Genomic DNA, 24398 nt, shown 5'->3' with positions numbered 1-24398 from the left:
GGTTGTGGTACCCGGATAAACGCTGTCTGGTACCCCCTTGGGGCTTGAAGCACTGTGACATACGTGACCGATCCCATGGAAGCCCCGCTCTCCGCCGACATCCGCTCCCGCGCCGAGGTGCGGCCACGCGTCATCCGGGTCGGCGGCGCGGGCCCCGAACCTGCCGTGAGAGCCGCGGCACCAGCCGCCCAGGCGCCGCCAGGGCAGGCCCCGCCGGTGCTCAGTGCGCTGGGCCTGTTCACCGTCCTGGTCGGCGCGGCGCTCCCGCTCATCGACTTCTTCATCGTCAATGTCGCCCTGCCCGCCATCGACACCGACCTGCACGCCGGGCCCGCCCTGCTGGAGCTGGTCGTGGCGGGCTACGGCGTGGCGTACGCGGTGCTGCTGGTGCTCGGGGGCCGGCTCGGCGACTCCTTCGGCCGCCGCCGCCTCTTCCTCGCCGGCATGGCGGCCTTCGGCCTGACCTCGCTCGCCTGCGGGCTGGCGCCGAACCCGTGGCTGCTGGTGGGCGCCCGCGTGGCGCAGGGCGCGGCGGCCGCGCTGATGCTGCCGCAGGTGCTGGCCACCATCCACTCCTCGACGGCCGGCCACCGCAGGGCCAAGGCGCTGAGCCTGTACGGCGCGACCGCGGGCCTGTCGATGGTCGCGGGCCAGATCCTCGGCGGTGTCCTGGTCGCCGCCGACATCGCCGGCAGTGGATGGCGCTCGGTGTTCCTGGTCAACGTGCCGGTCGCGGCGGTCGGTCTGGTGCTCGCGCTGCGCTCGGTGCCGGAGACCCGTTCCGACCGGCCCGCGCCGGTCGACCGGCCCGGCACCCTGCTGCTGGCGGTGTCGCTGGTGACCTTGCTGGCGCCGCTGACCGAGGGCCGGGCGGCCGGCTGGCCGGCGTGGACCTGGCTGTCGCTCGGGGTCTTCCCCTTCGCGGCCCTGGCGTTCTTCCTGGTCGAGCGGCGCGCCGACCGCGCCGGGCGGATCCCTCTGGTGCCGCCCAGCCTGTTCGCGCTCTCCGGTATGCGCCGGGCGCTGCCGCTGCTGGTGCCGTTCTCCATCGGCTTCGGCGGCTTCATGTTCGTGATCGCGGTCGCCCTGCAGCAGGGCCTGAGGTACGGGCCGGTGGAGGCGGGCGCCACGCTGGTGCCGATGGCGGTGGCGTTCTTCATCGCCTCGCTGGCCGGGCCGCGCCTCGTGGGCCGCTACGGAGGACGCGTGATCACCGGGGGCGGCGTCCTGCAAGGTGTCGGCATCGTGGTGCTGGCACTGGCCGTGGCCCGCACGTGGGATTCCGGGATGACGGTCTGGGCTCTGCTGCCGGGCATGGCGATCGCCGGCTTCGGGCAGGGGCTGCAGATGCCGGTGCTGTTCCGGATGGTGCTCGCGGACGTGCCGGGCGAACGAGCCGGGGTGGGCAGCGGCGTCATGGTGACCACGCAGCAGTCGTCGCTGGCCCTGGGAGTGGCCACTCTCGGCACCCTCTTCCTCTCCCTGGCCCCCGGGCACGGCACCCGCGACGCGCTGGTCGTGGTGCTGGTGGTGCAGCTGGCGGCCGTGGCCGTCACGGCGCTGGCCAGCCTGCGGCTGCCGCGCCACGTGGCCTGAGCGGTGAGGGGGCGGCCCACCCACCGGGGCCGCCCCCTCACCTCACCCAGGCGGTGCCGACGCGGGTCCGGAGCCCGGCAGCGCTCCGCGCGACGGCGCCCCTCGGCCTGTCAGCACCTCTCGTCCGCGAGTTCTCGGAAGGCGTCCCCGCTCATGGCGCGCCCGTGGGCCCAGACCTGTCCGGAGCCGGCGACTCGAGGTCGCGCCGGGTGACGTACACATGGTTCGCCACCTATCTGGTGGCTCACCGACGAGCACAGCTCCGTGGTCGCCCAGCACGTCGCCGGCATGGTCGCCCACCTCACCCGCATGATCAAGGACGGCGTGGCCGCCGGCGACTTCTTCGCCGACGACCCCGAAGCGGCCGCGCAGGCCGTGTGGGACGCCACCTGCCGCTTCCACGACCCGGCCTACGCCGCCGAGTGGGCGGCCCCGGGCATCGACGCCGCCTTCAGAGCGGTCAGCGACCTGGTCCTGCGGGGCCTGGAGGCCTGACCCGGGCGCTGAACGCGTGCGAAAGGCGCCCGGCCGCCCCTTGCGGGGGCGGCCGGGCGCCTCTGGCGTACCTCCGGGTCCTGACCTAGCAGCCGAGCAGCCGGCCGCCGAGGTAGGCCTCGACCTGGTCCAGCGAGACGCGCTCCTGCTTCATGGTGTCGCGCTCACGGACGGTGACCGCGTTGTCGTCGAGGGTGTCGAAGTCGACGGTCACGCAGAACGGGGTGCCGATCTCGTCCTGACGGCGGTAGCGGCGGCCGATGGCGCCGGCGTCGTCGAACTCGATGTTCCAGTGGCGGCGCAGGTCGGCCGCGAGGCCCTTGGCCTTCGGCGAGAGCTGCGGGTTGCGCGACAGCGGCAGGACGGCGACCTTGACCGGCGCCAGACGCGGGTCGAGGCGCATGACGGTGCGCTTCTCCATCACGCCCTTGGCGTTGGGCGCCTCGTCCTCGTTGTACGCGTCGAGCATGAAGGCGAGCATGGCGCGGTTGAGACCCGCCGCGGGCTCGATGACGTACGGGAAGTACCGCTCGCCGGCCTCCTGGTCGAAGTACGACAGGTCCTGGCCGCTGGCCTGGCTGTGGGCCTTGAGGTCGTAGTCGGTGCGGTTGGCGATGCCCTCGAGCTCGGAGTACTCCGTGCCGCCGAAGTTGAAGCGGTACTCGATGTCGACGGTGCGCTTGGAGTAGTGGGACAGCTTCTCCTTGGCGTGCTCGTACCAGCGCATGTTCTCCTCGCGCATGCCGAGGTCGCGGTACCAGTCCCAGCGCTGCTGCATCCAGTACTCGTGCCAGGTCTCGTCCTCGCCCGGCTTGACGAAGAACTCCATCTCCATCTGCTCGAACTCGCGGGTCCGGAAGATGAAGTTGCCGGGGGTGATCTCGTTGCGGAAGGACTTGCCGGTCTGGGCGATGCCGAACGGCGGCTTGCGGCGCGAGGTGGTCTGCACCTGGGCGAAGTTGGTGAAGATGCCCTGCGCGGTCTCCGGGCGCAGGAAGGCCACCGAGCCGGAGTCCTGCGTCGGCCCGAGGTGGGTGGACAGCAGGCCCGAGAACTGCTTGGGCTCGGTGAAGGTGCCCTTGTTTCCGCAGTTGGGGCAGTTGAGCTCGGACAGGCCGCCCGCCGGCAGGTGGCCGTGCTTGGCCTCGTACGCCTCTTCCAGGTGGTCCGCGCGGTAACGCTTGTGGCAGGAGGTGCACTCGGTGAGCGGGTCGGTGAACGTGGCCACGTGGCCCGAGGCCTCCCAGACCTCGCGGGCCAGGATCACCGAGGAGTCGAGGCCGACCACGTCCTCCCGGGAGGTGACCATCGCACGCCACCACTGGCGCTTGATGTTCTCCTTCAGTTCGACGCCCAGCGGCCCGTAGTCCCAGGCGGCGCGCTGACCGCCGTAGATCTCGCTGCAGGGGAAAACGAAGCCACGGCGCTTGCTCAGGCTGACGATGGTGTCGATCTTGTCGGCGGCCACGGTGCTCTCTTCAGACGACGAAGCGGTCGGTGAGGTCCGCCGGGTCGCGTGCGGTCCGGCGAATACCTCAGATTACCGGCGGGTGCGGGGCCTGTATCAAATCGGTTCCGCGGTCCGGCGTCGCGGGAGGGGTCGGGCGCAAGGCCAATTGACAATCGTTTCCAGATTTGTTGAAAATGGGTGTCATGAACATAGGTCGTGCAGTGCTCTCCCTGACCGCCGTCACCGGACTGGTCGCCCTCTCCGCCTGCTCCGCCGCGGACGCGAGCGGCGGGGACGGCAGGCTGAAGGTCACCGCCTCGTTCTATCCGATGCAGTACCTGGCCGAGCAGATCGGCGGCGGGCACGTCGACGTGACGGGCCTGACCAAGCCGGGCACCGAACCGCACGACCTGGAGCTCACCCCCCGCCAGACCGGCGAGTTGGGCGAGTCCGACGTCATCGTCTACCTCAAGGGCCTGCAGCCCGCCGTCGACGACGCCATAGCCCAGTCCGGCGTGGCCGACACCGTCGACGCGGCCGCGCTGACCCCGCTCGAGGACCACGGCACCGAGGTCGACGGCCACCACCACACCACCGGGGACAACCACTCGGGAGACGAAGGAGGGGAAGGCGACCACGGGGACGAGGAGGACGCCGGCGCCGACCCGCACATCTGGCTCGACCCGGTCCGCTACGCGAAGGTCGCCGAAGGCGTCGGCAAGGCGCTCGCCAAGGCGGACCCGGACCACGCCGCCGCGTACGCGAAGAACACCACCGCGCTGGTGAAGAAGCTGGACGCGCTCGACTCCGACTTCGTGAACGGGCTGAAGAACCGCACCTCGGACACCTTCATCACCACCCACGCCGCCTTCGGCTACCTCGCCGAGCGCTATGGGCTGGTCGAGGAGGCGATCAGCGGCATCGACCCGGAGTCCGAGCCCAGCGCCGCCCGGATGAAGGAGCTCCACACCCTCGCCGAGGACAAGGGGGTCAGCACCGTATTCTTCGAGACGCTGGCCAGCGACCGGACCGCCAGGACCCTCGCCGGCGACCTCGGCCTGAAGACCGCGGTGCTCGACCCGATCGAGGGCATCACCGACAAGTCCGCGGGCCGCGACTACCTCGAGGTCCAGCACAGCAACCTTCAGGCCCTGCGCGCGGCGCTCGGGGCGAAGTGAGGCAACGATGACGGAGCCCGGTACGGAGGCTGGAATGGACACGGTCATAGCGATGCGGGACGCGACCGCCGCGCTCGGCTCACGGCCGGTGCTGCGCGGCGTGGACCTGACCGTGCGGCGCGGCGAGGTCGTCGCACTGCTCGGCGCCAACGGCTCGGGCAAGTCCACCGCGATCCGCGCGGTGGTCGGCCAGGTGCCGCTCACCTCTGGCGGACTGGAGCTGTTCGGCACCCCGCTGAACCGCTTCCGCGACTGGGCCCGGATCGGCTACGTGCCGCAGCGCACCACAGCCGCGTCCGGCGTCCCCGCCACCGTGCGCGAGGTCGTCTCCGCCGGGCGGCTTGCGCGTACGAGGCTCGGGCTGCCCCGCAAAGCGGACCGCCGGGCCGTCGAGCGCGCCCTGGAACTGGTCGGGATGGCCGACCGGGCCGGGGACCCCGTCGAGGCGCTCTCCGGCGGCCAGCACCAGCGGGTGCTCATCGCCCGCGCGCTGTCCGTCGAACCCGAACTGCTGATCATGGACGAGCCGATGGCCGGCGTCGACCTCGCCAGTCAGGAAGTGCTCGCCGGGACCTTGCGCGAACAGGTCTCGCTGGGCACCACCGTGCTGCTGGTCCTGCACGAACTCGGCCCGCTCGAGCCGCTGATCGACCGCGCGGTGGTGCTGCGCGACGGCTGCGTCGTCCATGACGGCCCGCCGCCGAAGGCCCTGGGGCAGCACGCGCTGCCCGGCCACGACCATGTCCACCCGCACGCGGGCCGCACGGCCGAGCCGATCCGGACGGGGCTTTTGTGATGGAGCTGTTCTCCTACGCCTTCATGCAGCGGGCGCTGATCGCCGCCGTCCTCGTCGGCATCACCGCTCCCGCGATCGGCATCTACCTCGTCCAGCGCCGCCAGTCCCTGATGGGCGACGGCATCGGTCACGTCGCCCTCACCGGCGTCGGCCTCGGCTTCCTGCTCAGCACCAACCCGGTGTGGATGGCGACCGCCGTCTCGGTCGCGGGCGCGGTCGTCATGGAACTCATCCGCTGGTACGGCAAGACGCGCGGCGACATCGCGCTCGCCATGCTCTTCTACGGCGGCATGGCGGCGGGCGTGCTGTTCACCTCGCTCGCGCCGAACGGCTCCAACGCCAACCTGGTCACCTATCTGTTCGGCTCCATCACCACCGTCTCGCCGCAGGACATCACCGCGATCTGCCTGCTGGCCGGCTTCGTGGTGCTGGTCACCGTGGGCCTGCGGCGGCAGCTGTTCGCGGTCTCCCAGGACGAGGAGTTCGCCAGGGTGACCGGCCTGCCGGTGCGGCTGCTCAATCTGCTGGTGGCCGTCACCGCGGCGGTCACGGTCACGGTCGCGATGCGGGTCGTCGGGCTGCTTCTGGTCAGCGCGCTGATGGTGATTCCGGTCGCCGCCTCGCAGCAGATCGTCCGCAGCTTCGCCGGCGCCTTCGCGCTGTCGGTCGTGATCGGCGTGACGGTCTCCTTCTCCGGGACGGTGACCTCGTACTACGCCGACGTTCCCGGCGGGCCGACCATCGTGCTGCTCGCCATCGGCGTCTTCGTCGTGCTGACGCTGCTGGCCGCGCCTCTGTCGAAAAAGCGCGCACGGCGGGCCGAGGGGGACGGGACGCGGTGCACCCTGGAGGTACCCGCGGCGCGTCCCACCGAGGACGACGTCCGGGTATGAGCACCCGGCCTGGCAGAATGACCGACCACCCGACCGAGTAGGAGGCCACCGGTGACGACCGCCAAGCCCCCCGTCCGCGGCCGATCGACGCGGCAGCGTGCCGCCGTCGCCGCGGCCCTCGCCGAGGCCGACGAGTTCCGCAGCGCGCAGGAGCTGCACGACCTCCTGAAGCACCGGGGTGACTCGGTCGGCCTCACCACCGTCTACCGCACGCTGCAGTCCCTCGCCGACGCCGGCGAGATCGACGTGCTGCGCACCGGGGACGGCGAGTCCGTCTACCGGCGCTGCAGCAGCGGTCACCACCACCACCTGGTCTGCCGGGTCTGCGGCAAGGCCGTCGAGGTCGAGGGTCCCGCCGTCGAGAAGTGGGCCGACACCATCGCCGAGGAGCACGGCTTCGTCGACGTCGCCCACACCGTGGAGATCTTCGGCACCTGCGCCGACTGCGCCGGCTGCGGGGGCTCGGCCGCCGGCTGAACGGGGCGCCGGCCGCCGTGCCCGTACCGCTTCAGCCGGACCGGCGGTCAAGGCGGCGGTACGAGCCGCCGCCGTCCCGGGCGAACCGTGTCGTGCGACCAGCAGTGAAGCGCCGGCGCCAGGGGGAACAGCCGCCAGGCCGCGAGCGCCGCGACGCGCACGGCCATCACGGCGGCGGCCCGGGACCGGCACCCCAGGAGGCCGAACACGCCCGCGACCGCCAGGGCCGTGCCGCACAGGGACCCGGCGAACCGCGCCCGGTTCTCCCGCAGACCGGGGAACGACTCCATCTCCGCCGTGTCCGCCAAGGCGGGCAACTGCACGAGCAGGGCCGAAGGGAAGAGCGCCGCCGCGCCGCAGTCGGGTGCGGCGGCGTCCCGGACGCCGCGTCGCCGTCGTGCGTGCCCTGCGTATCTGCCCCTCCCCCGTGGGCGCGGCCGCCCGGTGGGTAACCGCTGGAGGCCTACTCGCTGTCCGCGCCGCTCTCCGCCGCCGGCTGCTGCTCGTTGGGGATCGCGCCGCCGAAGCGGCGGTCGCGGGAGGCGTACTCCAGGCACGCGCGCCACAGGTCGCGGCGGTCGAAGTCCGGCCAGAGCACGTCCTGGAACACCATCTCGGCGTAAGCGGACTGCCAGATCAGGAAGTTGGAGGTGCGCTGCTCCCCGGAGGGACGGACGAACAGGTCAACGTCCGGCATGTCCGGGTGGTACATGTACTTGGCGAGGGTCTTCTCGTCGACCTTGGAGGGGTCGAGACGACCCGCCTTTATGTCCTCGCCCAGGCGCGCCGCCGCGTCGGCGATCTCGGCGCGGCCCCCGTAGTTGACGCACATGTACAGCGTCATCGCGTCGTTGTCGCGAGTCATCTCCTCCGCGACCTGCAGCTCCTTGACGACCGACTTCCACAGCCGGGGCATGCGGCCGGCCCAGCGGACGCGGATGCCCATCTCGTGCATCTCGTCACGGCGGCGGTGGATGACGTCCCGGTTGAAGTTCATCAGGAAGCGGACCTCGTCGGGCGAGCGCTTCCAGTTCTCGGTCGAGAAGGCGTACAGGGAGAGGTTCTTCACCCCCAGCTCCAGGCAGCCCTTGAGGACGTCCAGCACGACCGCCTCGCCGACCTTGTGCCCCTCGGTGCGGGGCAGCCCGCGCTCCTTGGCCCAGCGGCCGTTGCCGTCCATCACGATGGCCACGTGCTGCGGGATCAGCTCGCCTGGGATCTTGGGGGGCTGCGCGCCCGACGGGTGCGGGTCGGGGGCCCGGTACTCGCGCCGGGGGCGGCTGAGAATCCCGCGTACTGCCATGAGCTCGCTCTCCACTTCCTGTGTCTCACACCTGCTGATGCCGGGGCTGCCGGATACCGCTACTTCTCGATGAAGCGCAGACTGCGCAGGCCCCGCTCCAGGTGCCACTGCAGATACGCGGCGACCAGTCCGCTGCCCTCCCGGCAGTGGCGCGGTTCGCACGCGTCGGCGGTCTCCCAGTCCCCTCCGAGCAACGCGCCGAGGAGTTCCAGTGATTCCAGTGAGGGTACGACGCTTCCGGGCGGGCGGCACTCCACGCACACGACTCCTCCCGCGGCGACCGAAAAGAACCGGTTCGGACCGGGCATCCCGCACTTCGCGCAGTCCCCGAAGCTGGGCGCGTAGCCGTTGACCGCCAGGGAGCGCAGCAGGAAGGCGTCGAGCACCAGGCGCGGGTCGCGCTCACCGCCGGCGAGCGTGCGCAGGCCGCCGACCAGCAGCAGGTACTGCTGCACCGCCGGTTCGCCCTCGTGGTCGGTGAAGCGCTCGGCGGTCTCCAGCATCGCCGTGCCCGCGGTGTAGCGGGCGTAGTCGGTGACGATGCGGCTGCCGTAGGGGGCGATCGTCTCGCCCTGGGTGCACAGCGGCAGGCCGCGGCCGACAAGCTCTCCGCCGCGCGCGAAGAACTGCACGTCCACATGGGAGAAGGGCTCCAGCCGCGCCCCGAACTTCGACTTCGTCCGCCGCACGCCGCGGGCCACCGCCCGCACCCGGCCGTGCCGGCGGGTGAGCAGGGTGATGATCCGGTCCGCCTCGCCCAGCTTCTGGGTGCGCAGCACGATGCCGTCGTCGCGGAACAGACTCATGCGCCCATTCTCCTGTACGGGAGAACCGGTCCGGGCCGGGACCGTACGCTACAGCCCATGTCGATCACAGCTACCGTCGCCGTGCTGCTCATAGCGGCCCTCCACGCGTACATCCTGGTTTTGGAGATGTTCCTGTGGACCACCCCCCGCGCCAGAGCGGCCTTCGGGACCACCGAGCAGCTCGCGCGGGAGAGCAAGGCGCTCGCGGCCAACCAGGGGCTCTACAACGGTTTCCTCGCCGCCGGGCTGGTGTGGGGCGCCGTCGCCTCGGACCCGGTGGGCTTCCAGGCGAAGGTGTTCTTCCTCGTCTGCGTGGCCGTCGCCGGCCTCTACGGCGCCGCCACCGCGAGCCGCCGCATCCTCCTCGTGCAGACCGTGCCCGCGCTCGTCGCCCTGGCCCTGGTGCTGGCGGCCCACTGATGCCGTAGGGCCGAGGGGGCGGCGGGCGGACCCTGCCTGCTTCACCTCGCCGCCGCGGTCCTCGTCCGGTCCGTCAGCCGCCGGACCCCGCCGTCCCGCCGGGCGCGACCAGTCCCGACTCGTGGGGCGCGATCACCAACCGGGCGCGGTCGCGGGCATCGGAGCCCGCCCATGATCCGGTCGGCGTGCGTCCCTCGCCGCCGCCCTTGGCGGTCAGCGGGCTGAGGCCCAGCGCCTCGGCGACCTCGGTGTCGTTCAGGCCCCTCGCGACGAGCGCGAGCACCTGCCGCTCCCGACCGGAGAGCGCGGCGAGGCGTTCCGGGGCCGGTCCGCCCGGCGGCGGGCCCCTCCCGGAGGCGCAGCACCCTGGGCCGGCGGTCTGGTCGCGTCAGACGTCCGGCCGCGGAGCCGCGTTCCGTCGGGCCCGAGGGTGAAGCCGCGTTACCGCCCGGGGTGCGGGACGGGCCGCGTTACTGCCCGGGGTGCGCCCGGCGGCGGGGACCGGGGCGGCGGGGACGGCGTTCAGGACGGTGTGCGGGCCGCGGCCTCCAGGACGCGTTCGGTGTCCTCGCCGGCGAGACCGAGGCAGCGGCCCACGGTGCCGAGCACCTCGCGCTCGGCGGGCAGATAGGGGCCGTCGGCGAGGGCGATGAGGGCGCCCTCGAGCAGGATGTGCTCACGCCCCTGGGGCGCGAGGTGGCGGGCGAGGGGTTCCAGTGCCTCGTGCAGCTCGATGGACAGCCAGCTGCCGCAGCCGGCGGGGGCGTCCGCGGGCCCGTCCACCGCCAGGGCGTCGGGAACGACGCCGGGGAAGCGGCCCTCGTCGGCGACGATGGCGGCGAGCAGGCCGAGCAGCTGGTCCTCGGTGCAGTCGGTGAACCCGGCCGAGCGGACCGCGCCCACGGCGGCCTCGCGGGCGCCGCGCCCCATCACGCCGCCCGCGGTGAGCACAGCGAGGGCGACGGTGTGGACGGCGTCGCGGAGCATGGCGGAGAAGAGGGTGGTGGTGGGCTGCTCCAGGACGTCCGGGCGGTGCCGCGTGCGGCACACCGCGCACTCCACGACCGTGCCGGCCGAGCCGCGCGGCAGGAGGGGCAGGCCCAGCACGGTCAGCCGCCGGGTGCCGGTGCGCCGGCGGTAGCCGCGGTCACCGCCGCAGCCGGCGCAGAAGAACTCCCCGTCACCTTCGGTGTGCCAGACCGTCCGCACGCCCAAGAGGCACAAGCCCTTGATCTGGAGCACTTCGCACCCTCCGGCCGCCATCCCGTTTACACCGGTTCGTCCCGTTACGGGCCGTAGGCACGGGTAACGCTCCGGCAACGGCGCCGCAATGACGTGATGTTAGCCACACCAGCGACGCGCAGTCAGTACCACGAGAGGGCCGAATTCCATGAACCGGCCACGGCACCCGGACGGGGGCCGTGGCCGGTTCACCGTCCGCGGTGACTAACGGGCCGCGCGGTTGACGGCGGAGACGACCGCCTTCAGTGAGGCGCGGGTGGTGTTGGCGTCGATCCCGATGCCCCACAGGACCGTGCCGTCGATGGCGCACTCGATGTAGGAGGCGGCCTGGGCGCTGGCGCCCTCGCTCATGGTGTGCTCGGTGTAGTCCAGCAGCCGGGCGTCGACCCCGATCGCGGCCAGCGCGTCGAAGAACGCCGAGATCGGGCCGTTGCCAGTGCCGGTCAGGACCGTCTCGACACCGTCCACGACCGCCTCGAGGGTCAGGGTGTCCGTACCGTCGCTGCTGGTCGAGGTCTGCGCCGAGCGCAGGGCGATGCGCCCCCAGGGGTTGTCCGGGGTGGGCAGGTACTCGTCCTCGAAGATCGACCAGATCTCCTTCGGGGTGACCTCGCCGCCCTCGGCGTCGGTCTTCGCCTGGATGATCTTCGAGAACTCGATCTGCATGCGGCGCGGCAGGTCCAGCTTGTGGTCGTTCTTCAGGACGTACGCGACGCCGCCCTTGCCGGACTGCGAGTTGACACGGATGACGGCCTCGTAGGAGCGCCCCACGTCCTTCGGGTCGATCGGCAGGTACGGGACCGCCCACTCGATCTCGTCGACCGTCTTCCCCTGGGCGGCCGCGTCGGCCTCCATGGCGTCGAAGCCCTTCTTGATGGCGTCCTGGTGGGAGCCGGAGAAGGACGTGTAGACCAGGTCGCCCACATACGGATGGCGCGGGTGGACCTCCATCTGGTTGCAGTACTCGGCGGTACGGCGGATCTCGTCGATCTGCGAGAAGTCGATCATCGGGTCCACGCCCTGGCTGAACAGGTTCATGCCCAGGGTGACCAGGTCGACGTTGCCGGTGCGCTCGCCCTGCCCGAACAGGCAGCCCTCGACGCGGTCGGCGCCTGCCATCACGGCCAGCTCGGCGGCGGCCACCGCCGTGCCGCGGTCGTTGTGCGGGTGGGTGGACAGGCACACGAACTCACGGCGACTGAGGTTGCGGGACATCCACTCGAAGCGGTCCGCGTGCGTGGAGGGGGTGGAGCGCTCCACGGTCGCCGGCAGGTTCAGGATGATCTCGCGGCCCTCCTCGGGCTGCCAGACGTCCATGACCGACTCGCAGACCTCCAGGGCGAAGTCCAGCTCGGTGTCGGTGAAGATCTCCGGGCTGTACTGGTAGCCGAAGACCGTCTCGTCGTCCAGGATCTTGTCCGCGTACTCCATGACCAGCCGCGTGCCGTCCACGGCGATCTGCCGGATCTGCTCCTTGGAACCGCGGAAGACGACCCGGCGGAAGGTCGGGGCGGTCGCGTTGTACAGGTGCACGGTCGCGCGGGCCGCGCCGCGCAGGGACTCCACGGTCCGCTCGATCAGCTCCTCGCGGGCCTGTGTCAGCACGGAGATGGTGACGTCATCGGGGATCGCGCCCTCCTCGATGATGGAGCGCACGAAGGCGTAGTCCGTCTCGCCCGAGGCGGGGAAGCCGACTTCGATCTCCTTGTAGCCCATCCTCACCAGCAGGTCGAACATCGCGCGCTTGCGGGCCGGCGACATGGGGTCGATCAGCGCCTGGTTGCCGTCCCGCAGGTCGGTCGACAGCCAGCGCGGGGCCTTGGTGATGCGCCGGTCGGGCCAGGTGCGGTCCGGGATCTCCACGGCCTCGTACGGCTTGTACTTGTGGACCGGCATGGCGGTCGGGCGCTGGCGCACCGTCGCGGCGGTGATGGGCGTGGGGCGGCCGACGGTGTTCGGGGTGGACATCTGCGGGGGTGCTCCTCGATTGCGGCTGTGAGGCGGCCGACCGGCGCTGGTGCAACGCCAAACCCCGCGGGGAGGGAGTCGACCTGGACTACAGGCCCTCGCCGCGGCAGCTAAGAAGAAGCAGCCCGAAGAACATCGTGCTGTCGACCCTAACCGAGCCGTTGGGGGCCCTGCAGCCTTGGCGGCGTTCTTCTCAGTATGCAAGACCGCCCGCTATGACAGGAAAAGCACACATCTCCCTCCTTCTCGTGGATCATTCTCACAGATAGTGACAGGCCATGAGCGGCGTGCCACATTGCCCTGCATGGAGCAGACACCTGTTTTCTGCACGATCGTGCCGCCGCACATTCTCGACAAGGTCGCCCGCAACGCGGACCGCGTGCTCGCCGCGCCCGCCCGCCGCACCCTGGAACGCGACGCCGCGGAGCGCACCCGCCGCCGGCTGACCACCGTCATCGGCGCCCTGCCGGTGTCAGGGGCGCAGCCGCCGGACCGGCCCCGCCGCACGATCAGCGACGCGCGGCACCGCACGGACCTGCCGGGGCGGCCGGTCCGGCACGAGGGCGACGAGGCCCTCGCCGACGCCACCGTCAACCGGGCCTACGACGGACTGGGGGCCACCTTCGAGCTCTTCCTCACGGCGTACGGGCGCCACTCCATCGACGATGCCGGGCTGCCGCTGGACGCCACCGTCCACTACGACCGCGACTACAGCAACGCCTTCTGGAACGGCGAGCGGATGGTCTTCGGGGACGGCGACGGGGAGCTCTTCCTCGACTTCACCCTCCCGGTGGACGTCATCGGCCACGAACTCACCCACGGCGTCACCCAGTACACCGCCAACTTCGACTACTTCGGCCAGTCCGGCGCCCTCAACGAGTCGGTGTCCGATGTCTTCGGCTCCCTCATCAAGCAGTACGCGCTCGGCCAGACCGCCGGCGAGGCCGACTGGCTGATCGGCGCCGGCCTGCTCGCCCCGCGCGTCACAGGGGTGGCGCTGCGCTCCATGAAGGCCCCCGGCACGGCGTACGACGACGACGTCCTCGGCACGGACCCGCAGCCCGGCCACATGGACGCCTATGTGCGCACCTCGCGTGACAACGGGGGCGTGCACATCAACTCCGGCATCCCCAACCGGGCGTTCCACCTGGTGGCCGCCGCGCTGGGCGGCAACGCCTGGGAACGGGCCGGGCACATCTGGTACGACGTGCTGACCGGCGGCTCCCTGTCGACGCGGGCGACCTTCGCCGAGTTCGCGCAGGCGACGGCCGCCGCGGCCGCGGCGCGCTTCGGCGAGGGCGAGGAGCACGCCGCGGTGGTGGAGGCGTGGTCGGCGGTCGGCGTCCCGCTCTCCGCGGGCGGCACGGAGGTCCCCCGGCAGTCTTCCGTCGCGGAAGGCGCCCGGCCCTCCGCCCAGGGGTAGGCGTCCGCCATGCGCATACAGGTGATCCGCTCCGGCGGTTTCGCGGGGATCGAGCGCCGGGCCGTGCTGGACACCGCCGGCCGGCCCGACGCCCTCCGCCTGGAGGCTCTGGCCCGCGAGGTCCTGGCCGCGGCCGGGAAGCCGGACGAGCCCGCTGCGGGCGTACCGGACGGCTTCCGGTACGCGATCACGGTCGACGGCCGCACGGTGCACTGCGCCGACCCGCGCCTGACGGAGGAGCAGCGCGAACTGGTCCGGCTGGTACTGAAGGAGGGCGCCCGGTCGTAGGGCGGGCGGCGGCACGCTGCGCGGGGCGGGCCGCACGCGGCGCCGTGCGGCATCCCGCGGGGCCGCCGGGGCCGCCCCTGCCGGAGACCCGCCCCGACCGGAGGTCAGAAACCGAGCTTGCGCAGCTGCTTGGGGTCGCGCTGCCAGTCCTTGGCGACCTTCACATGCAGGTCGAGGAAGACCGGCGTGCCGAGCAGCGCCTCGATGTGGCGGCGGGACTTGGTGCCGACCTCCTTGAGCCGGGCGCCCTTGGGGCCGATGATGATGCCCTTCTGGCTGGGCCGCTCGATGTAGATGTTGGCGTGCACGTCCAGCAGCGGCTTGTCCGCAGGACGGTCCTCGCGCGGGAGCATCTCCTCCACCACGACGGCGATGGAGTGCGGCAGCTCGTCCCGCACGCCCTCCAGCGCGGCCTCGCGGATGAGCTCGGCGACCATGACCTGCTCCGGCTCGTCGGTCAGGTCGCCCTCCGGGTAGAGGGCCGGGCCCTCAGGCAGCAGCGGGACGATGAGGTCGGCCAGGAGGGAGACCTGCTTGCCGCCGACGGCGGAGACGGGGATGATCTCGGCCCACTCGATGCCCAGTTCGGCGCCGAGCCGGTCGACGGCCACCAGCTGCTCGGCGAGCTGCTTGGAGTCCACGAGGTCGGTCTTGGTGACGATGGCCACCTTGGGGGTCTTGCGGACCTCGGCCAGTTCCTTGGCGATGTAGCGGTCGCCGGGCCCGAGCTTCTGGTCGGCGGGCAGGCAGAAGCCGATCACGTCGACCTCGGCCCAGGTGGTGCGGACGACGTCGTTGAGCCGCTCGCCGAGCAGGGTGCGGGGCTTGTGCAGACCGGGGGTGTCGACGAGGACGAGCTGCGCGTCGGGGCGGTGCACGATGCCCCGCACCGTGTGCCGGGTGGTCTGCGGCCGGTTGGAGGTGATGGCCACCTTCGTGCCGACCAGAGCGTTGGTCAGGGTGGACTTCCCCGCGTTGGGGCGGCCCACGAAACAGGCGAAGCCGGCCCGGTGGGCGGGGGCGGTGGTCTCGGTGCGAACGCTCATGGCGACCATTGTCCCTGATCCGCCGAGCCCGGCTGACGCCTGAACGGCGGCCGGGGCTCTTCGTGCCCGGTGCGGGGCGGCCCGCGGCGGACGAGGTCGGCGGACCGCGCCGTGGCCTCGGCGCTGACCTGCGTGTTCCGGGCGGGGTTCGCGCCGCGGCACCCCCGGCTGCCACCCGGCCCGGCACGGCGCACACGCCGCGGCCGGCGCGGCTCAGCCCGCGGTGACCGTCGCCCTGACGGCGCCGTCGGGTCCGGCCAGCAGCACGGGGGTGCCGGCGCCGCCCAGGTCGCGCACGGCCGCGCGGTCCGCCTCCGCCACCGCGTCCGCCTCGGACACCACGGCCGCCGCCTCCAGCGACGTGGCGCCACTGGCCACGGCCATGGCGACAGCCGTCTGCAGCGCGCTGAGCGACAGCGACTCCAGCGCGACGGTGCCCGCCACATAGGTGCGGCCCGTCTTGTCGCGGACCGCCGCGCCCTCCGGAACGCCGTTGCGGGCCCGGGTCGATCGGGCGAGAGTGATGATCTTGCGGTCTTCCGGGTGCAGCGCGTCGCTCATGCGGTCAGCGTAGCCGTCGAGGGGGTTCCTCCCGGGACTGGGCATGGCCATGATGCTCGTATGAGGGGGAACCAGGAGGTCGTCCACGAGGCGCGCTTCGGCTTCGACCGCCGGACCGTCGCAGTCCTGGCGGGGGCCGGGCTGTTCACCGCGGTCCTGGTCGTACCGGCCACCGGGATCGCGCCCGTGGTGCGGATCGCGGGGGTCCTGCGCTTCGGATGCGGCGGCCTGGTCATGGCCGCGCGTCACTGACCCGCAAGGTGGCTCTGCGGATCAGCGGCGCCGGGGTGCTTCTCGGCGGATCACCGCTGCGCTACCGGGCCACCACCGCACACGTGCCATGGGGGACACCGCGGCCGTGGTGCTGTGGCGGCAGCGCGTCGCACACGGCCGACGGCTCCTGTGGATCGGGCCGGCCCGCCGCCAGGGGGCTCCGCCGCTGCGGGGCGCCGCACGGGGGCCCATGGCGCGCGCCACGGCCGGAGCGCTGGTCCCCGTGCCGTACGACCTGCTCCTGGCGTCTCGCCGGGTCAACGGCAGGCGACGCCTCGCAGCCGCACTGGAGTAGTTCGCCCCGGCATCCCACTCGTCGACGAGGGCTGATCCGCGCTGCCCCGGCGACAGCGGGGCGGGCGACCGCCACCCGGGGGTACGTGCCGCCTCGTCCCGCCGAACGGCCAGGAACCCGCCGGCCCTACCCGCCCCGCACGGCCCCGTCCGGTTCCGAACCCGCGTCCTCGTCCACGACGGCCCCGACCGGCTCCACGAGGACCGCGCCGATGCGGTTGCGGCGGCCCGACGGGGCCTCGGCGGTGAGCCGCAGCGCGGTCGGCGCGTCCGGGGCCGAGGTGGTCTCGGGCAGCGCGACGACGGCGGAGGCGCCGGGGATGGGCACCCGGCCGAGGGTCTTGGCGAGCAGGCCGCCGACGGTCTCGACGTCCTCGTCGTCGAGGTCCACTCCGTAGAGCTCCCCCAGGTCGCCGAGGTCGAGGCGGGAGGTGACGCGGTAGCGGCCCTCGCCGAGCTCCACGACGGGCGGCAGCTCGCGGTCGTACTCGTCGGTGATCTCGCCGACGATCTCCTCCAGGATGTCCTCGATGGTGACGATGCCGGCCGTGCCGCCGTACTCGTCGATGACGACGGCGACGTGGTTGCGCTCGCGCTGCATCTCGCGCAGCAGGTCGCCGGCGTTCTTGGTGTCGGGGACGAAGAAGGCCGGCCGCATCAGCGAGGACACCGGGTCGGTCTCGGCGTCCCGGTTGATGTGCACCCGGCGGGCGAGGTCCTTGAGGTACACGATGCCCACGATGTCGTCCTCGCTCTCGCCCGTGACCGGGATGCGCGAGAAACCGCTGCGCAGGGCGAGGGTCATCGCCTGGCGGATCGTCTTGAAGCGCTCGATGGAGACCAGCTCGGTGCGCGGCACCATCACCTCGCGCACCAGGGTGTCGCCCAGCTCGAAGACGGAGTGCACCATGCGGCGCTCCTCGTCCTCGATGAGGGACTCGCTCTCGGCGAGGTCCACCAGCGCGCGCAGTTCCGCCTCGGAGGCGAACGGGCCCTGGCGGAAGCCCTTGCCGGGAGTGAGCGCGTTGCCCAGCAGGATCAGCAGCGCCGGGACCGGGCCCATGACCCGGGCCAGCGGCAGCAGCACGTACGCCGCCGCGGTGGCGGTGTTCAGCGGGTGCTGGCGGCCGATGGTGCGGGGCGAGACGCCGACGGCGACGTACGAGACCACGATCATCACGGCGACCGCCACCAGGACCGCCTGCCAGGTGCGCTCGAAGTGGCGGACGCACACGACGGCCACCAGCACCGCCGCCGCCGTCTCGCAGGCCACCCGGACCAGGAGCGCGACGTTGAGGTAGCGGGTCGGGTCCGAGGAGACCGCCAGCAGCTTGTCCGCGCCGCGCCGGCCGGCGCGGACCGCGGCCTCCGCCCGGAAGCGGGAGGTACGGGCGATGCCGGCCTCGGCGCAGGCGGCCAGCCACGCGACGACGACCAGAGAGACGGCGAAGACCACCATCGCGATCAGTGGGTGGTCGTCGGGGCCGGCGACGGGCCCTGGATGCCGCGCTCGGCGCGCCAGCCGTCGAGGATGGCCTTCTGCAGGCCGAACATCTCGGCCTTCTCGTCGGCCTCCTCGTGGTCGTAACCGAGCAGGTGCAGCACCCCGTGGACGGTGAGCAGCTGCAGCTCCTCGTCCATGGAGTGCTTGGTCACGGCCGCGTCGCCCTGCTTCTTGGCCACCTCGGGGCAGAGCACGATGTCCCCCAGCAGGCCCTGCGGGGGCTCCTCGTCCTCCTTCCCGGGACGCAGTTCGTCCATCGGGAAGGACATGACGTCGGTGGGGCCGGGCTCGTCCATCCACTGGATGTGCAGCTGCTCCATGGCGTCGGCGTCGACCGCGATCACCGAGAGCTCGGACAGCGGGTGGATGCGCATGTGCTGCAGGGCGTAGCGGCTGATGTCCAGCACCGCCGCCTCGTCGAAGTCCCAGCCGGATTCGTTGTTGACGTCGATCGCCATAGTGCTTCGGTGGCTACTTTCGGTTGCCGTTGAGGTCGTCGTAGCGCTCGTAGGCGTCCACGATGCGCCCCACCAGCTTATGGCGTACCACATCCGTGCTCGTCAGCCGCGAGAAATGGACGTCCTCGACACCTTCGAGGATGTCCACGACCTGGCGCAGCCCGCTCTTCGTCCCGCCGGGGAGGTCGACCTGCGTGACGTCGCCGGTGATGACGATCTTGGAGTCGAAGCCCAGCCGGGTGAGGAACATCTTCATCTGCTCGGCGCTGGTGTTCTGCGCCTCGTCGAGGATGATGAACGCGTCGTTGAGCGTCCGTCCGCGCATGTACGCCAGCGGGGCGACCTCGATCGTGCCGCTCGCCATGAGGCGGGGGATCGAGTCGGGGTCGACCATGTCGTGCAGCGCGTCGTACAGCGGGCGCAGATAAGGGTCGATCTTCTCGTAGAGCGTGCCCGGCAGGAAGCCGAGCCGCTCGCCCGCCTCGACGGCGGGGCGGGTCAGGATGATCCGGTTGACCTGCTTGGACTGCAGGGCCTGGACGGCCTTGGCCATGGCCAGGTAGGTCTTGCCCGTGCCGGCCGGACCGATGCCGAAGACGATCGTGTGCTTGTCGATCGCGTCGACGTAGCGCTTCTGGTTGAGGGTCTTGGGGCGGATCGTGCGCCCACGGCTGGACAGGATGTTCTGGGTGAGCACCTGCGAGGGGGTCTCCTCCAGGCCGTCGCTTCCGCTGTCCTGGCGGAGCATGGCGATCGACCGCTCCACTGCGTCCTCCGTCATCGGCTGGCCTGTGCGCAGGACCAGCATCATCTCGTCGAAAAGGCGCTGGACCAGCGCGACGTCGGCGGAGGCGCCGCTCGCGCTGATCTCATTGCCTCTTACATGGATGTCGACGGCCGGGAACGCTCGCTCTATCACGCGCAGGAGCGAGTCACCGGACCCCAGGACGGTCACCATGGGGTGCTTCGCCGGTACGACGAAGTGGGCGCTCGCCTGCGGTTGCTGCGTTGTCGGTGTCTGAGTCATGGGCCAGGCTCGACGGCCTGCTCATCCCGCCTTCTGCTGTTCGACATGCCATAGGGCTTGGGGTTCAAGAGTACGTCGGTGGGGCGGGGGTGCCGAGAGGTTTTGCACCGCCTGGGACCCCGGGTGGAGCGGCCGAGGACGGGGCTCGGCGCGGCGGGAGCCGGGTATCCGCCCCTGGGGCCCCGACCTGTGCCGCCGACGCGCCGCCGGCCACCGCAACAGCATGCGTTTCGCACGCAAACATGCGAAACGCATGCCACCATGCCGTCATGGCGAACATCCAGATCAAGGACGTCCCCGACGACGTGCACCGCACCCTCAAGCACCGCGCGATCGAGGCCCACCAGTCCCTGAACGAGTACCTGCGCCAGAGGCTGATCGAACAGGCGAGAACGCCGACGGTCGACGACATACTGGCCGGAGCCCGGAAGTCGGCCACCGCCGACTACACCGTCGAGGACCTGCTGGAACACCTCGATGAGGGGCGCCACCAGTGATCGTCGTCGACGCTTCCGCAGTCGTCCTGGCCCTCACCCACGCCGGTCCGCTGGGCGAACTCGCGCGCAGACGGCTGGCCGGCGAGACCCTCCACGCGCCGGCCCTCATCGAGTTCGAGGCGGCCCGCGCGATCCGCGGCCTGTCACTCGGAGGCAAGCTCGAGCAGACGGCGGCGCAGACGGCGATCACCCTTCTGTCCGCCCTGCCGATCCACCGCATGCCGGGATACGCCCTGCTCGACCGCGTCTGGGAACTGCGCGACAACCTGTCCGCGTACGACGCCTCCTACGCGGCGCTCGCCGAACACCTGGGGTGCGCGCTGGTCACGGGAGACGCCCGGATCGAGCGCGCGAAGGCGGTCCGCTGCCCTGTGGACGTGATCGCCTGACCCCGCTCACGCGGGCGCCTCAGCCCAGCGGCGGGGGCCGGAAGCCGATCGTCGGCACCGCGCGGCGCAGCGGCCAGCGGCGGGTGCCCGTGGGGAGCAGGTCGTCCAGGAAGGCGTAGCGGCGCAGCGCCGTGCGGTCCTGGTCGTCGTAGGCCTTGGCGTGCTGCCACCAGGCCGCGATCTCGATCCAGCCGGGCGCCGAGAGCGAACCGCCGAACTCCTGCACTGACAGTGCGGCGGTGAGGCAGGCGAAGGCCAGCCGGTCGGCGAGCGGCCAGGCGGCCAGGGAACCGGTCAGGAAGCCCGCGACGAAGACGTCCCCGGCGCCCGTGGGGTCCAGGGCCTCCACCGCGAGGCCGGGGACCTCGGCGGTCTGCCCGCTGCCGGAGTCCACCGCGTACGCGCCCTCCGCGCCGAGGGTGACCACCGCCATGGGCACGAGGTCGGCCAGCTTGCGGGCGGCGGCCCGGGGGCACTCGGTGCGGGTGTAGCGCATGGCCTCGGCGGCGTTCGGCAGGAACGCCTCGCAGTGCGCCAGGTCGGCGAGGTCGGCGAGGTCCCAGCGGCCGCTGTCGTCCCAGCCGACGTCGGCGAAGATACGGCAGCCCCGCTCGGCGGCGGTGCCGATCCACTCCTGCCGCGGGGCGCCGGGCACCAGGGACGCCACGCACGCCCGGCTCGGCGGCGGGCAGGCCGGCGCGGGCTCCTCGGGCGGCGGTGCCTCGTGGCCGTGGCTGACCATGGTGCGTTCGCCCTCGTACGCCATGGAGACCGTGACCGGCGAGTGCCAGCCGGGGATCTTGCGGGACAGCGCCAGTTCGATGCCCTCACCGTCGGCGAGGGCGTCCCAGCAGTAGTCCCCGTAGACGTCGTCGCCGAAGGCGGCCGCGAGCGAGGTGCGCAGGCCCAGCCGGGCGAGGGCGGTGGCCATGTTGGCCACGCCGCCGGGAGACGATCCCATGCCGCGCGCCCAGGACTCGGTGCCGCGCACGGGCGCGCTGTCGAGACCGGTGAAGATGATGTCCAGGAAGACCGTGCCGGTCAGGTACACATCGGTCTCCGGGTCGTCCGGCCCGCGCAACCCCGCGAGCGGATCGAGGACGGGCTGGTCTTTCACCCACGCTCCTCCCGGCTGGGTCTGATTCCGATTGATCGTACGGGTACGGGGGTTCCGGGACCGGCGTGTTCCCCCTGCGACGACACGGACGGGGCCGCGGAGCCGCGGACGTCGGGGAGCCTGCCCCGAAAAGGCGCGGCCACATCCGGCGACCGGCCGTGGACGACGCGGCCCGGCTCCCCCTCCCACGGACGGGCTCGGCGCCGAGCCGGCGACGCCGCGGACGCCGGCCGGACGCGGTGCGGCCGGGCCGCCGCGCGCGGCGGCATGCCAAAGCTTTGCCCGTCCTTTCCGCACGTGGCGACCTGGGCTGATCAGCCTTCGAGCGGCGATCCGGGCATCATCGCGCGTAGACGTCCCTTGACCAGCGCGATCAGGGGCACCTAGCGTCACCGCGTCAACGAGCCCCGCTGAGCCGGGCGGCCCGGAACGCGTGGGCCCCGGCCGCGCGTGCCCTCCGGCCGGATCGTAAGGAGCCACCCCATGCCCGCAGCCAAACCGTCCGCGTTCACCCGCGGGCGCCGCCGCACCATCGCCGCCGCCGTCGCGGCCGTGGCGGCGGCCGCCACCCTGTACGGGGTCGGCGCGGCGACCGCGGACACCTCCGCGCCCCGCAGCGACAAGCAGATCCCCAACCTGACCCACGTGGTCGACGACATCAAGGCGTACTACGGCGACACCGTCGACGCCTCCGGCGAGCACCAGGCCTCCGCCGACAGCAACTACGCCAAGCAGGTCGCCGGCGTGGAGAAGAAGGCCCAGGACTACCTGCGGGGCGCCCTCGCCACGTCCGCCCACCACCGCCACGGCAAGCCGGCGATCGTCCTGGACGTCGACGACACGTCCCTGCTGACGTACAACTACGAGCTGGAGGTCGGCTTCAACTACACGCCCGCCTCCAACGACGCGTACATCCAGAACAAGGACATGGCCCCGGTCTTCGGCATGCCCGCGCTGGCCAACTGGGCCGCCAAGCAGGATGTGACGGTCTTCTGGGTCACCGGCCGCCCCGAGTCCCAGCGCGCCGCGAGCGTCCGCAACCTGAAGACCGCCGGCTACACCTCCGTCGCCGACCCGGCCCACTTCTTCCTGAAGAACAAGGTCGCGACCGACTACCTGCCGTGCTCCGCGCCGACGTACACCTGCTCCACCGTCGACTTCAAGGCGGGCACCCGGGCGCACATCGAGGCGGAGGGGTACGACATCGTCGCCAACTTCGGCGACCAGTACAGCGACCTGAGCGGCGGTCACGCCGACAGGTCGTTCAAGCTCCCCAACCCGATGTACTACGTGCCCTGACCCGCGGCGGACCGCCTTCCCGCGGCGCCCGTCCCCCCGCGCGGGGGGCGGGGGCCGCGGCGGCGCGCGCGGGCCGACCGCAGGCCCCGGACGAGCGACCACAGCACCAGCCCGGCGACCACGGGCCCGCCGAACATGATCGCGAGCCCCGCGCCGACGTTGGCCCCGACGACCCCGGCCGTCACCGTTCGCCAGATCGCGCCGGTCAGCGCTCCGGCCGCGACCAGCGGCCCGGTCACCGCCCACCACCGGCCGTCGGGGCGGTCCGGCTGCCCGGGACGCGACGCCCGGCCCAGCACCAGCGCCGCGCCGGCGGCCAGCGCGGCCGCGACCGCGCCGATCGCGGTCTCCGCCTCTTCCGGGACGGCGAAGGGCCGCACCAGGTAGTCCAATTCGGCGGGCTCGAAGCCGGTGGCGTCCTGCCGGCCCATGAGACCCCAGGTGGCGACGGGTGTGGCCACGACCAGCGTCACGGCCGCGGCGGTGCGTATCGGATGCCTTCCCATGCCCCCATGCTCCACCCGCGCGCCACGGCCCGCATGAGTGCGCGTACTCGGACGCGCGGCGCGCCCCACTCAGAACACGTGGGCGTCCACCTCGGCGAGACAGCGGGCGCGCAGTTCCTCCTCGTCGTCGAGGAAGGCGGCCAGGAAGGAGTTGCGGGCGAGCCCGCGCAGGGCGTCCTCGCCGAACGGTAGCGCCGCGGCCACGGCGTCGCAGGTGCCGCCGGCGTAGCTGCCGAAGCAGGCGGGGTCGTCGGAGTTCAGGGTGACGAGCAGCCCCGCGTCGAGCATGGCGGGCAGCGGGTGTGGCCGGCGAGGTGTCCACGCAGCGCAGCCGCACGTTGGACAGCGGGCAGACGGTCAGCGGCACCTGGTCGCGGACCAGCCGGGCAACCAACTCCGGGTCCTCCATGCTGCGGATGCCGTGATCGATCCGGTCGGCGCCCAGCACGAGCGCCTCCCGGACATACGCCGGCGGGCCCTCCTCCCCCGCGTGCGCGACCCGGCGCAGTGCCGCCGCGGCGGCGGCCTCGTACACCGCACGGAACGCCCACGGCGGGTGGCCGACCTCGGCGTGACCGCGGCTCCGGCCTCACTCGAGGCTGAGGGCCACCGGGTCGGGCAACGACCGGCCGCCCTCCCGGTCGTCACCTGACAGCCGGACAAGCCCCCGACGAGGACCAGGAAGGAGAAAACGGCAGCACTCCGGGCCCGTGGAACCCGGCGCACCCACGACGTCACGTGACGGCCACCTCGTACGGCTCGAGGACATCACGGGCGAACCGCTGACCAGATCAGCGACCCAATTCCGATGACGAATCGAGGCCAAGCGGGTAACGGGAAGGTCGTGCCATGACTTCAACCCCTACATGGAATCGAACCTCCACCTGCCCCGGGGCGATTCAGGCCGCGAGCGGAAAGGGCAGGATCATTTCGTCTAACCGGTCAGGCGCCGCTGGCGCTTCTTGGATCTGCGGCCCAAAGCTGCCTTGCCGATCGGGGGGTCAACCGGGCCGATTTCGGTCAGCACAGTCTTGGCATGGACACCGTTACGTGAGTTCCCACTGCCCACCTCGGCCGAATCCTGCTTATCGG

The 24398-nt window shown here is 72.0% G+C and carries 27 protein-coding genes and 3 pseudogenes; 14 read left to right on the top strand and 16 right to left on the bottom strand.

The features are described from left to right. The first annotated feature begins 75 nt into the window (after window positions 1-75). Window positions 76-1596 carry an MFS transporter gene (locus ACRWND_RS16815; protein ID WP_431950104.1) on the top strand — a complete coding sequence of 507 codons (1521 nt, stop codon included), beginning with the start codon at window positions 76-78 and terminating at the stop codon, window positions 1594-1596. A 264-nt stretch (window positions 1597-1860) separates the two neighbouring features. Continuing rightward, on the top strand, window positions 1861-2091 hold the full coding sequence (locus ACRWND_RS16810; protein WP_431950062.1) for a hypothetical protein: 231 nt from the start codon (window positions 1861-1863) through the stop codon (window positions 2089-2091). Window positions 2092-2176: 85 nt separating this feature from the next. On the opposite strand, the gene ACRWND_RS16805 is transcribed toward ACRWND_RS16810, so the two are convergent. Beyond that, window positions 2177-3559, bottom strand: coding sequence for a glycine--tRNA ligase (locus ACRWND_RS16805; protein ID WP_431950060.1), 1383 nt, complete (start codon window positions 3557-3559; stop codon window positions 2177-2179). Window positions 3560-3744: 185 nt separating this feature from the next. Here ACRWND_RS16805 and ACRWND_RS16800 point away from each other — a divergent pair, with 185 nt between their 5' ends. From ACRWND_RS16800 to ACRWND_RS16785, 4 genes are read left to right on the top strand one after another with little or no spacing between them, the layout of a single operon-like run. Then, complete coding sequence (locus tag ACRWND_RS16800; RefSeq protein ID WP_431950058.1) at window positions 3745-4719, top strand: metal ABC transporter substrate-binding protein; 975 nt, start codon at window positions 3745-3747, stop codon at window positions 4717-4719. 34 nt (window positions 4720-4753) lie between these two features. Continuing rightward, a complete protein-coding gene (locus ACRWND_RS16795) occupies window positions 4754-5515 on the top strand; it encodes a metal ABC transporter ATP-binding protein (RefSeq protein WP_431950056.1) in 762 nt (253 codons plus the stop codon). Continuing rightward, on the top strand, window positions 5515-6408 hold the full coding sequence (locus ACRWND_RS16790) for a metal ABC transporter permease (RefSeq protein ID WP_431950054.1): 894 nt from the start codon (window positions 5515-5517) through the stop codon (window positions 6406-6408). Before ACRWND_RS16795 ends, ACRWND_RS16790 begins: the two co-directional genes overlap by 1 nt. 51 nt (window positions 6409-6459) lie before the next feature. After that, window positions 6460-6885: a Fur family transcriptional regulator gene (locus tag ACRWND_RS16785; RefSeq protein ID WP_431950052.1), complete on the top strand. Its 426-nt coding sequence runs from the start codon at window positions 6460-6462 to the stop codon at window positions 6883-6885. Between the two features lie 47 nt (window positions 6886-6932). Here the strand turns inward: ACRWND_RS16785 and ACRWND_RS16780 are convergent, their stop codons facing one another. The 3 genes from ACRWND_RS16780 to recO all read right to left on the bottom strand — a co-directional run bounded on the left by ACRWND_RS16780 (window position 6933) and on the right by recO (window position 8994). Continuing rightward, window positions 6933-7193 (bottom strand): hypothetical protein, encoded by a 261-nt coding sequence (locus ACRWND_RS16780; protein WP_431950050.1) that lies wholly within the window; start codon window positions 7191-7193, stop codon window positions 6933-6935. Window positions 7194-7348: 155 nt separating this feature from the next. Further along, window positions 7349-8188 carry an isoprenyl transferase gene (locus tag ACRWND_RS16775; protein WP_431950048.1) on the bottom strand — a complete coding sequence of 280 codons (840 nt, stop codon included), beginning with the start codon at window positions 8186-8188 and terminating at the stop codon, window positions 7349-7351. Between the two features lie 59 nt (window positions 8189-8247). Beyond that, window positions 8248-8994, bottom strand: a complete 747-nt coding sequence (gene recO, locus ACRWND_RS16770) for a DNA repair protein RecO (protein ID WP_431950046.1) — start codon at window positions 8992-8994, stop codon at window positions 8248-8250. A 57-nt stretch (window positions 8995-9051) separates the two neighbouring features. Here recO and ACRWND_RS16765 point away from each other — a divergent pair, with 57 nt between their 5' ends. Next, window positions 9052-9414: a DUF1304 domain-containing protein gene (locus tag ACRWND_RS16765; protein WP_431950044.1), complete on the top strand. Its 363-nt coding sequence runs from the start codon at window positions 9052-9054 to the stop codon at window positions 9412-9414. A gap of 73 nt (window positions 9415-9487) precedes the next feature. Here the strand turns inward: ACRWND_RS16765 and ACRWND_RS16760 are convergent. The 3 genes and pseudogenes from ACRWND_RS16760 to leuA all read right to left on the bottom strand — a co-directional run. Next, a pseudogene (locus ACRWND_RS16760) lies at window positions 9488-9757 on the bottom strand (helix-turn-helix domain-containing protein); the annotation flags it as partial. Between the two features lie 179 nt (window positions 9758-9936). Continuing rightward, window positions 9937-10677: a TerB family tellurite resistance protein gene (locus ACRWND_RS16755; RefSeq protein ID WP_431950042.1), complete on the bottom strand. Its 741-nt coding sequence runs from the start codon at window positions 10675-10677 to the stop codon at window positions 9937-9939. Window positions 10678-10860: 183 nt separating this feature from the next. Next, complete coding sequence (gene leuA / locus ACRWND_RS16750) at window positions 10861-12624, bottom strand: 2-isopropylmalate synthase (RefSeq protein ID WP_431950040.1); 1764 nt, start codon at window positions 12622-12624, stop codon at window positions 10861-10863. Between the two features lie 304 nt (window positions 12625-12928). On the opposite strand from leuA, the gene ACRWND_RS16745 reads away from it, so the two are divergent. Both ACRWND_RS16745 and ACRWND_RS16740 read left to right on the top strand, forming a co-directional pair. Beyond that, complete coding sequence (locus tag ACRWND_RS16745) at window positions 12929-14047, top strand: M4 family metallopeptidase (protein ID WP_431950038.1); 1119 nt, start codon at window positions 12929-12931, stop codon at window positions 14045-14047. A 9-nt stretch (window positions 14048-14056) separates the two neighbouring features. Continuing rightward, window positions 14057-14335 (top strand): protealysin inhibitor emfourin, encoded by a 279-nt coding sequence (locus ACRWND_RS16740; protein WP_431950036.1) that lies wholly within the window; start codon window positions 14057-14059, stop codon window positions 14333-14335. 104 nt (window positions 14336-14439) lie between these two features. On the opposite strand, the gene era is transcribed toward ACRWND_RS16740, so the two are convergent. Beyond that, window positions 14440-15390, bottom strand: a complete 951-nt coding sequence (gene era / locus ACRWND_RS16735) for a GTPase Era (protein WP_431950034.1) — start codon at window positions 15388-15390, stop codon at window positions 14440-14442. Between the two features lie 204 nt (window positions 15391-15594). Further along, the gene (locus tag ACRWND_RS16730) at window positions 15595-15942 is read right to left on the bottom strand and encodes a cytidine deaminase (RefSeq protein ID WP_431950032.1); all 348 of its coding nucleotides are present in this window, start codon (window positions 15940-15942) and stop codon (window positions 15595-15597) included. Window positions 15943-16002: 60 nt separating this feature from the next. On the opposite strand from ACRWND_RS16730, the gene ACRWND_RS16725 reads away from it, so the two are divergent. Beyond that, on the top strand, window positions 16003-16194 hold the full coding sequence (locus tag ACRWND_RS16725; RefSeq protein WP_431950030.1) for a hypothetical protein: 192 nt from the start codon (window positions 16003-16005) through the stop codon (window positions 16192-16194). An 88-nt stretch (window positions 16195-16282) separates the two neighbouring features. Continuing rightward, entirely contained in the window at window positions 16283-16510 is a 228-nt protein-coding gene (locus tag ACRWND_RS16720) for a hypothetical protein (RefSeq protein ID WP_431950028.1), read from the top strand. Between the two features lie 126 nt (window positions 16511-16636). Here the strand turns inward: ACRWND_RS16720 and ACRWND_RS16715 are convergent, their stop codons facing one another. The 3 genes from ACRWND_RS16715 to ACRWND_RS16705 are packed head-to-tail and all read right to left on the bottom strand — an operon-like array spanning window position 16637 to window position 19498. After that, complete coding sequence (locus ACRWND_RS16715; protein WP_431950026.1) at window positions 16637-17968, bottom strand: hemolysin family protein; 1332 nt, start codon at window positions 17966-17968, stop codon at window positions 16637-16639. Window positions 17969-17973: 5 nt separating this feature from the next. Next, entirely contained in the window at window positions 17974-18471 is a 498-nt protein-coding gene (gene ybeY / locus ACRWND_RS16710) for an rRNA maturation RNase YbeY (RefSeq protein ID WP_431950024.1), read from the bottom strand. A 13-nt stretch (window positions 18472-18484) separates the two neighbouring features. After that, entirely contained in the window at window positions 18485-19498 is a 1014-nt protein-coding gene (locus ACRWND_RS16705) for a PhoH family protein (RefSeq protein ID WP_431950022.1), read from the bottom strand. A 269-nt stretch (window positions 19499-19767) separates the two neighbouring features. Between ACRWND_RS16705 and ACRWND_RS16700 the strand changes: the two genes are divergently transcribed. Together ACRWND_RS16700 and ACRWND_RS16695 are read left to right on the top strand one after the other, a co-directional pair. Beyond that, window positions 19768-19995: a FitA-like ribbon-helix-helix domain-containing protein gene (locus ACRWND_RS16700; protein ID WP_431950020.1), complete on the top strand. Its 228-nt coding sequence runs from the start codon at window positions 19768-19770 to the stop codon at window positions 19993-19995. Further along, on the top strand, window positions 19992-20384 hold the full coding sequence (locus ACRWND_RS16695; RefSeq protein ID WP_431950018.1) for a type II toxin-antitoxin system VapC family toxin: 393 nt from the start codon (window positions 19992-19994) through the stop codon (window positions 20382-20384). The genes ACRWND_RS16700 and ACRWND_RS16695 overlap by 4 nt, the downstream gene beginning before the upstream one ends. Before the next feature lie 19 nt (window positions 20385-20403). Here ACRWND_RS16695 and ACRWND_RS16690 read toward each other — a convergent pair whose 3' ends face one another. After that, window positions 20404-21501, bottom strand: a complete 1098-nt coding sequence (locus tag ACRWND_RS16690; RefSeq protein ID WP_431950016.1) for a carbohydrate kinase family protein — start codon at window positions 21499-21501, stop codon at window positions 20404-20406. Window positions 21502-21984: 483 nt separating this feature from the next. On the opposite strand from ACRWND_RS16690, the gene ACRWND_RS16685 reads away from it, so the two are divergent. Next, window positions 21985-22800 (top strand): HAD family acid phosphatase, encoded by an 816-nt coding sequence (locus ACRWND_RS16685; protein ID WP_431950014.1) that lies wholly within the window; start codon window positions 21985-21987, stop codon window positions 22798-22800. Here the strand turns inward: ACRWND_RS16685 and ACRWND_RS16680 are convergent. From ACRWND_RS16680 to ACRWND_RS16670, 3 genes and pseudogenes are all read right to left on the bottom strand, one after another. Further along, the gene (locus tag ACRWND_RS16680) at window positions 22788-23306 is read right to left on the bottom strand and encodes a hypothetical protein (protein ID WP_431950012.1); all 519 of its coding nucleotides are present in this window, start codon (window positions 23304-23306) and stop codon (window positions 22788-22790) included. The two genes, ACRWND_RS16685 and ACRWND_RS16680, sit on opposite strands and share 13 nt — an antisense overlap. A 69-nt stretch (window positions 23307-23375) precedes the next feature. After that, window positions 23376-23877 (bottom strand): annotated as a pseudogene (locus ACRWND_RS16675) (adenosine deaminase family protein); the annotation flags it as partial. A gap of 329 nt (window positions 23878-24206) precedes the next feature. Further along, window positions 24207-24398 (bottom strand): annotated as a pseudogene (locus ACRWND_RS16670) (transposase); the annotation flags it as partial.

It is taken from the genome of Actinacidiphila sp. bgisy167, assembly GCF_965342175.1.
Taxonomy (GTDB): domain Bacteria; phylum Actinomycetota; class Actinomycetes; order Streptomycetales; family Streptomycetaceae; genus Actinacidiphila.
Note: the sequence above shows the minus strand (reverse complement) of the source record. Positions and strands in the feature narration are given on the sequence as shown.

Coding starts and splice junctions, on each gene's coding strand:
- ACRWND_RS16815 (WP_431950104.1), top strand. CDS start 76: ATGGAAGCCCCGCTCTCCGCCGACATCCGCTCCCGCGCCGAGGTGCGG.
- ACRWND_RS16800 (WP_431950058.1), top strand. CDS start 3,745: ATGAACATAGGTCGTGCAGTGCTCTCCCTGACCGCCGTCACCGGACTG.
- ACRWND_RS16795 (WP_431950056.1), top strand. CDS start 4,754: ATGGACACGGTCATAGCGATGCGGGACGCGACCGCCGCGCTCGGCTCA.
- ACRWND_RS16790 (WP_431950054.1), top strand. CDS start 5,515: ATGGAGCTGTTCTCCTACGCCTTCATGCAGCGGGCGCTGATCGCCGCC.
- ACRWND_RS16775 (WP_431950048.1), bottom strand. CDS start 8,188: ATGGCAGTACGCGGGATTCTCAGCCGCCCCCGGCGCGAGTACCGGGCC.
- recO (WP_431950046.1), bottom strand. CDS start 8,994: ATGAGTCTGTTCCGCGACGACGGCATCGTGCTGCGCACCCAGAAGCTG.
- ACRWND_RS16765 (WP_431950044.1), top strand. CDS start 9,052: ATGTCGATCACAGCTACCGTCGCCGTGCTGCTCATAGCGGCCCTCCAC.
- ACRWND_RS16755 (WP_431950042.1), bottom strand. CDS start 10,677: ATGGCGGCCGGAGGGTGCGAAGTGCTCCAGATCAAGGGCTTGTGCCTC.
- leuA (WP_431950040.1), bottom strand. CDS start 12,624: ATGTCCACCCCGAACACCGTCGGCCGCCCCACGCCCATCACCGCCGCG.
- ACRWND_RS16745 (WP_431950038.1), top strand. CDS start 12,929: ATGGAGCAGACACCTGTTTTCTGCACGATCGTGCCGCCGCACATTCTC.
- ACRWND_RS16740 (WP_431950036.1), top strand. CDS start 14,057: ATGCGCATACAGGTGATCCGCTCCGGCGGTTTCGCGGGGATCGAGCGC.
- era (WP_431950034.1), bottom strand. CDS start 15,390: ATGGTCGCCATGAGCGTTCGCACCGAGACCACCGCCCCCGCCCACCGG.
- ACRWND_RS16730 (WP_431950032.1), bottom strand. CDS start 15,942: ATGAGCGACGCGCTGCACCCGGAAGACCGCAAGATCATCACTCTCGCC.
- ACRWND_RS16725 (WP_431950030.1), top strand. CDS start 16,003: ATGAGGGGGAACCAGGAGGTCGTCCACGAGGCGCGCTTCGGCTTCGAC.
- ACRWND_RS16720 (WP_431950028.1), top strand. CDS start 16,283: ATGGGGGACACCGCGGCCGTGGTGCTGTGGCGGCAGCGCGTCGCACAC.
- ACRWND_RS16715 (WP_431950026.1), bottom strand. CDS start 17,968: ATGGTGGTCTTCGCCGTCTCTCTGGTCGTCGTCGCGTGGCTGGCCGCC.
- ybeY (WP_431950024.1), bottom strand. CDS start 18,471: ATGGCGATCGACGTCAACAACGAATCCGGCTGGGACTTCGACGAGGCG.
- ACRWND_RS16705 (WP_431950022.1), bottom strand. CDS start 19,498: ATGACTCAGACACCGACAACGCAGCAACCGCAGGCGAGCGCCCACTTC.
- ACRWND_RS16700 (WP_431950020.1), top strand. CDS start 19,768: ATGGCGAACATCCAGATCAAGGACGTCCCCGACGACGTGCACCGCACC.
- ACRWND_RS16685 (WP_431950014.1), top strand. CDS start 21,985: ATGCCCGCAGCCAAACCGTCCGCGTTCACCCGCGGGCGCCGCCGCACC.
- ACRWND_RS16680 (WP_431950012.1), bottom strand. CDS start 23,306: ATGGGAAGGCATCCGATACGCACCGCCGCGGCCGTGACGCTGGTCGTG.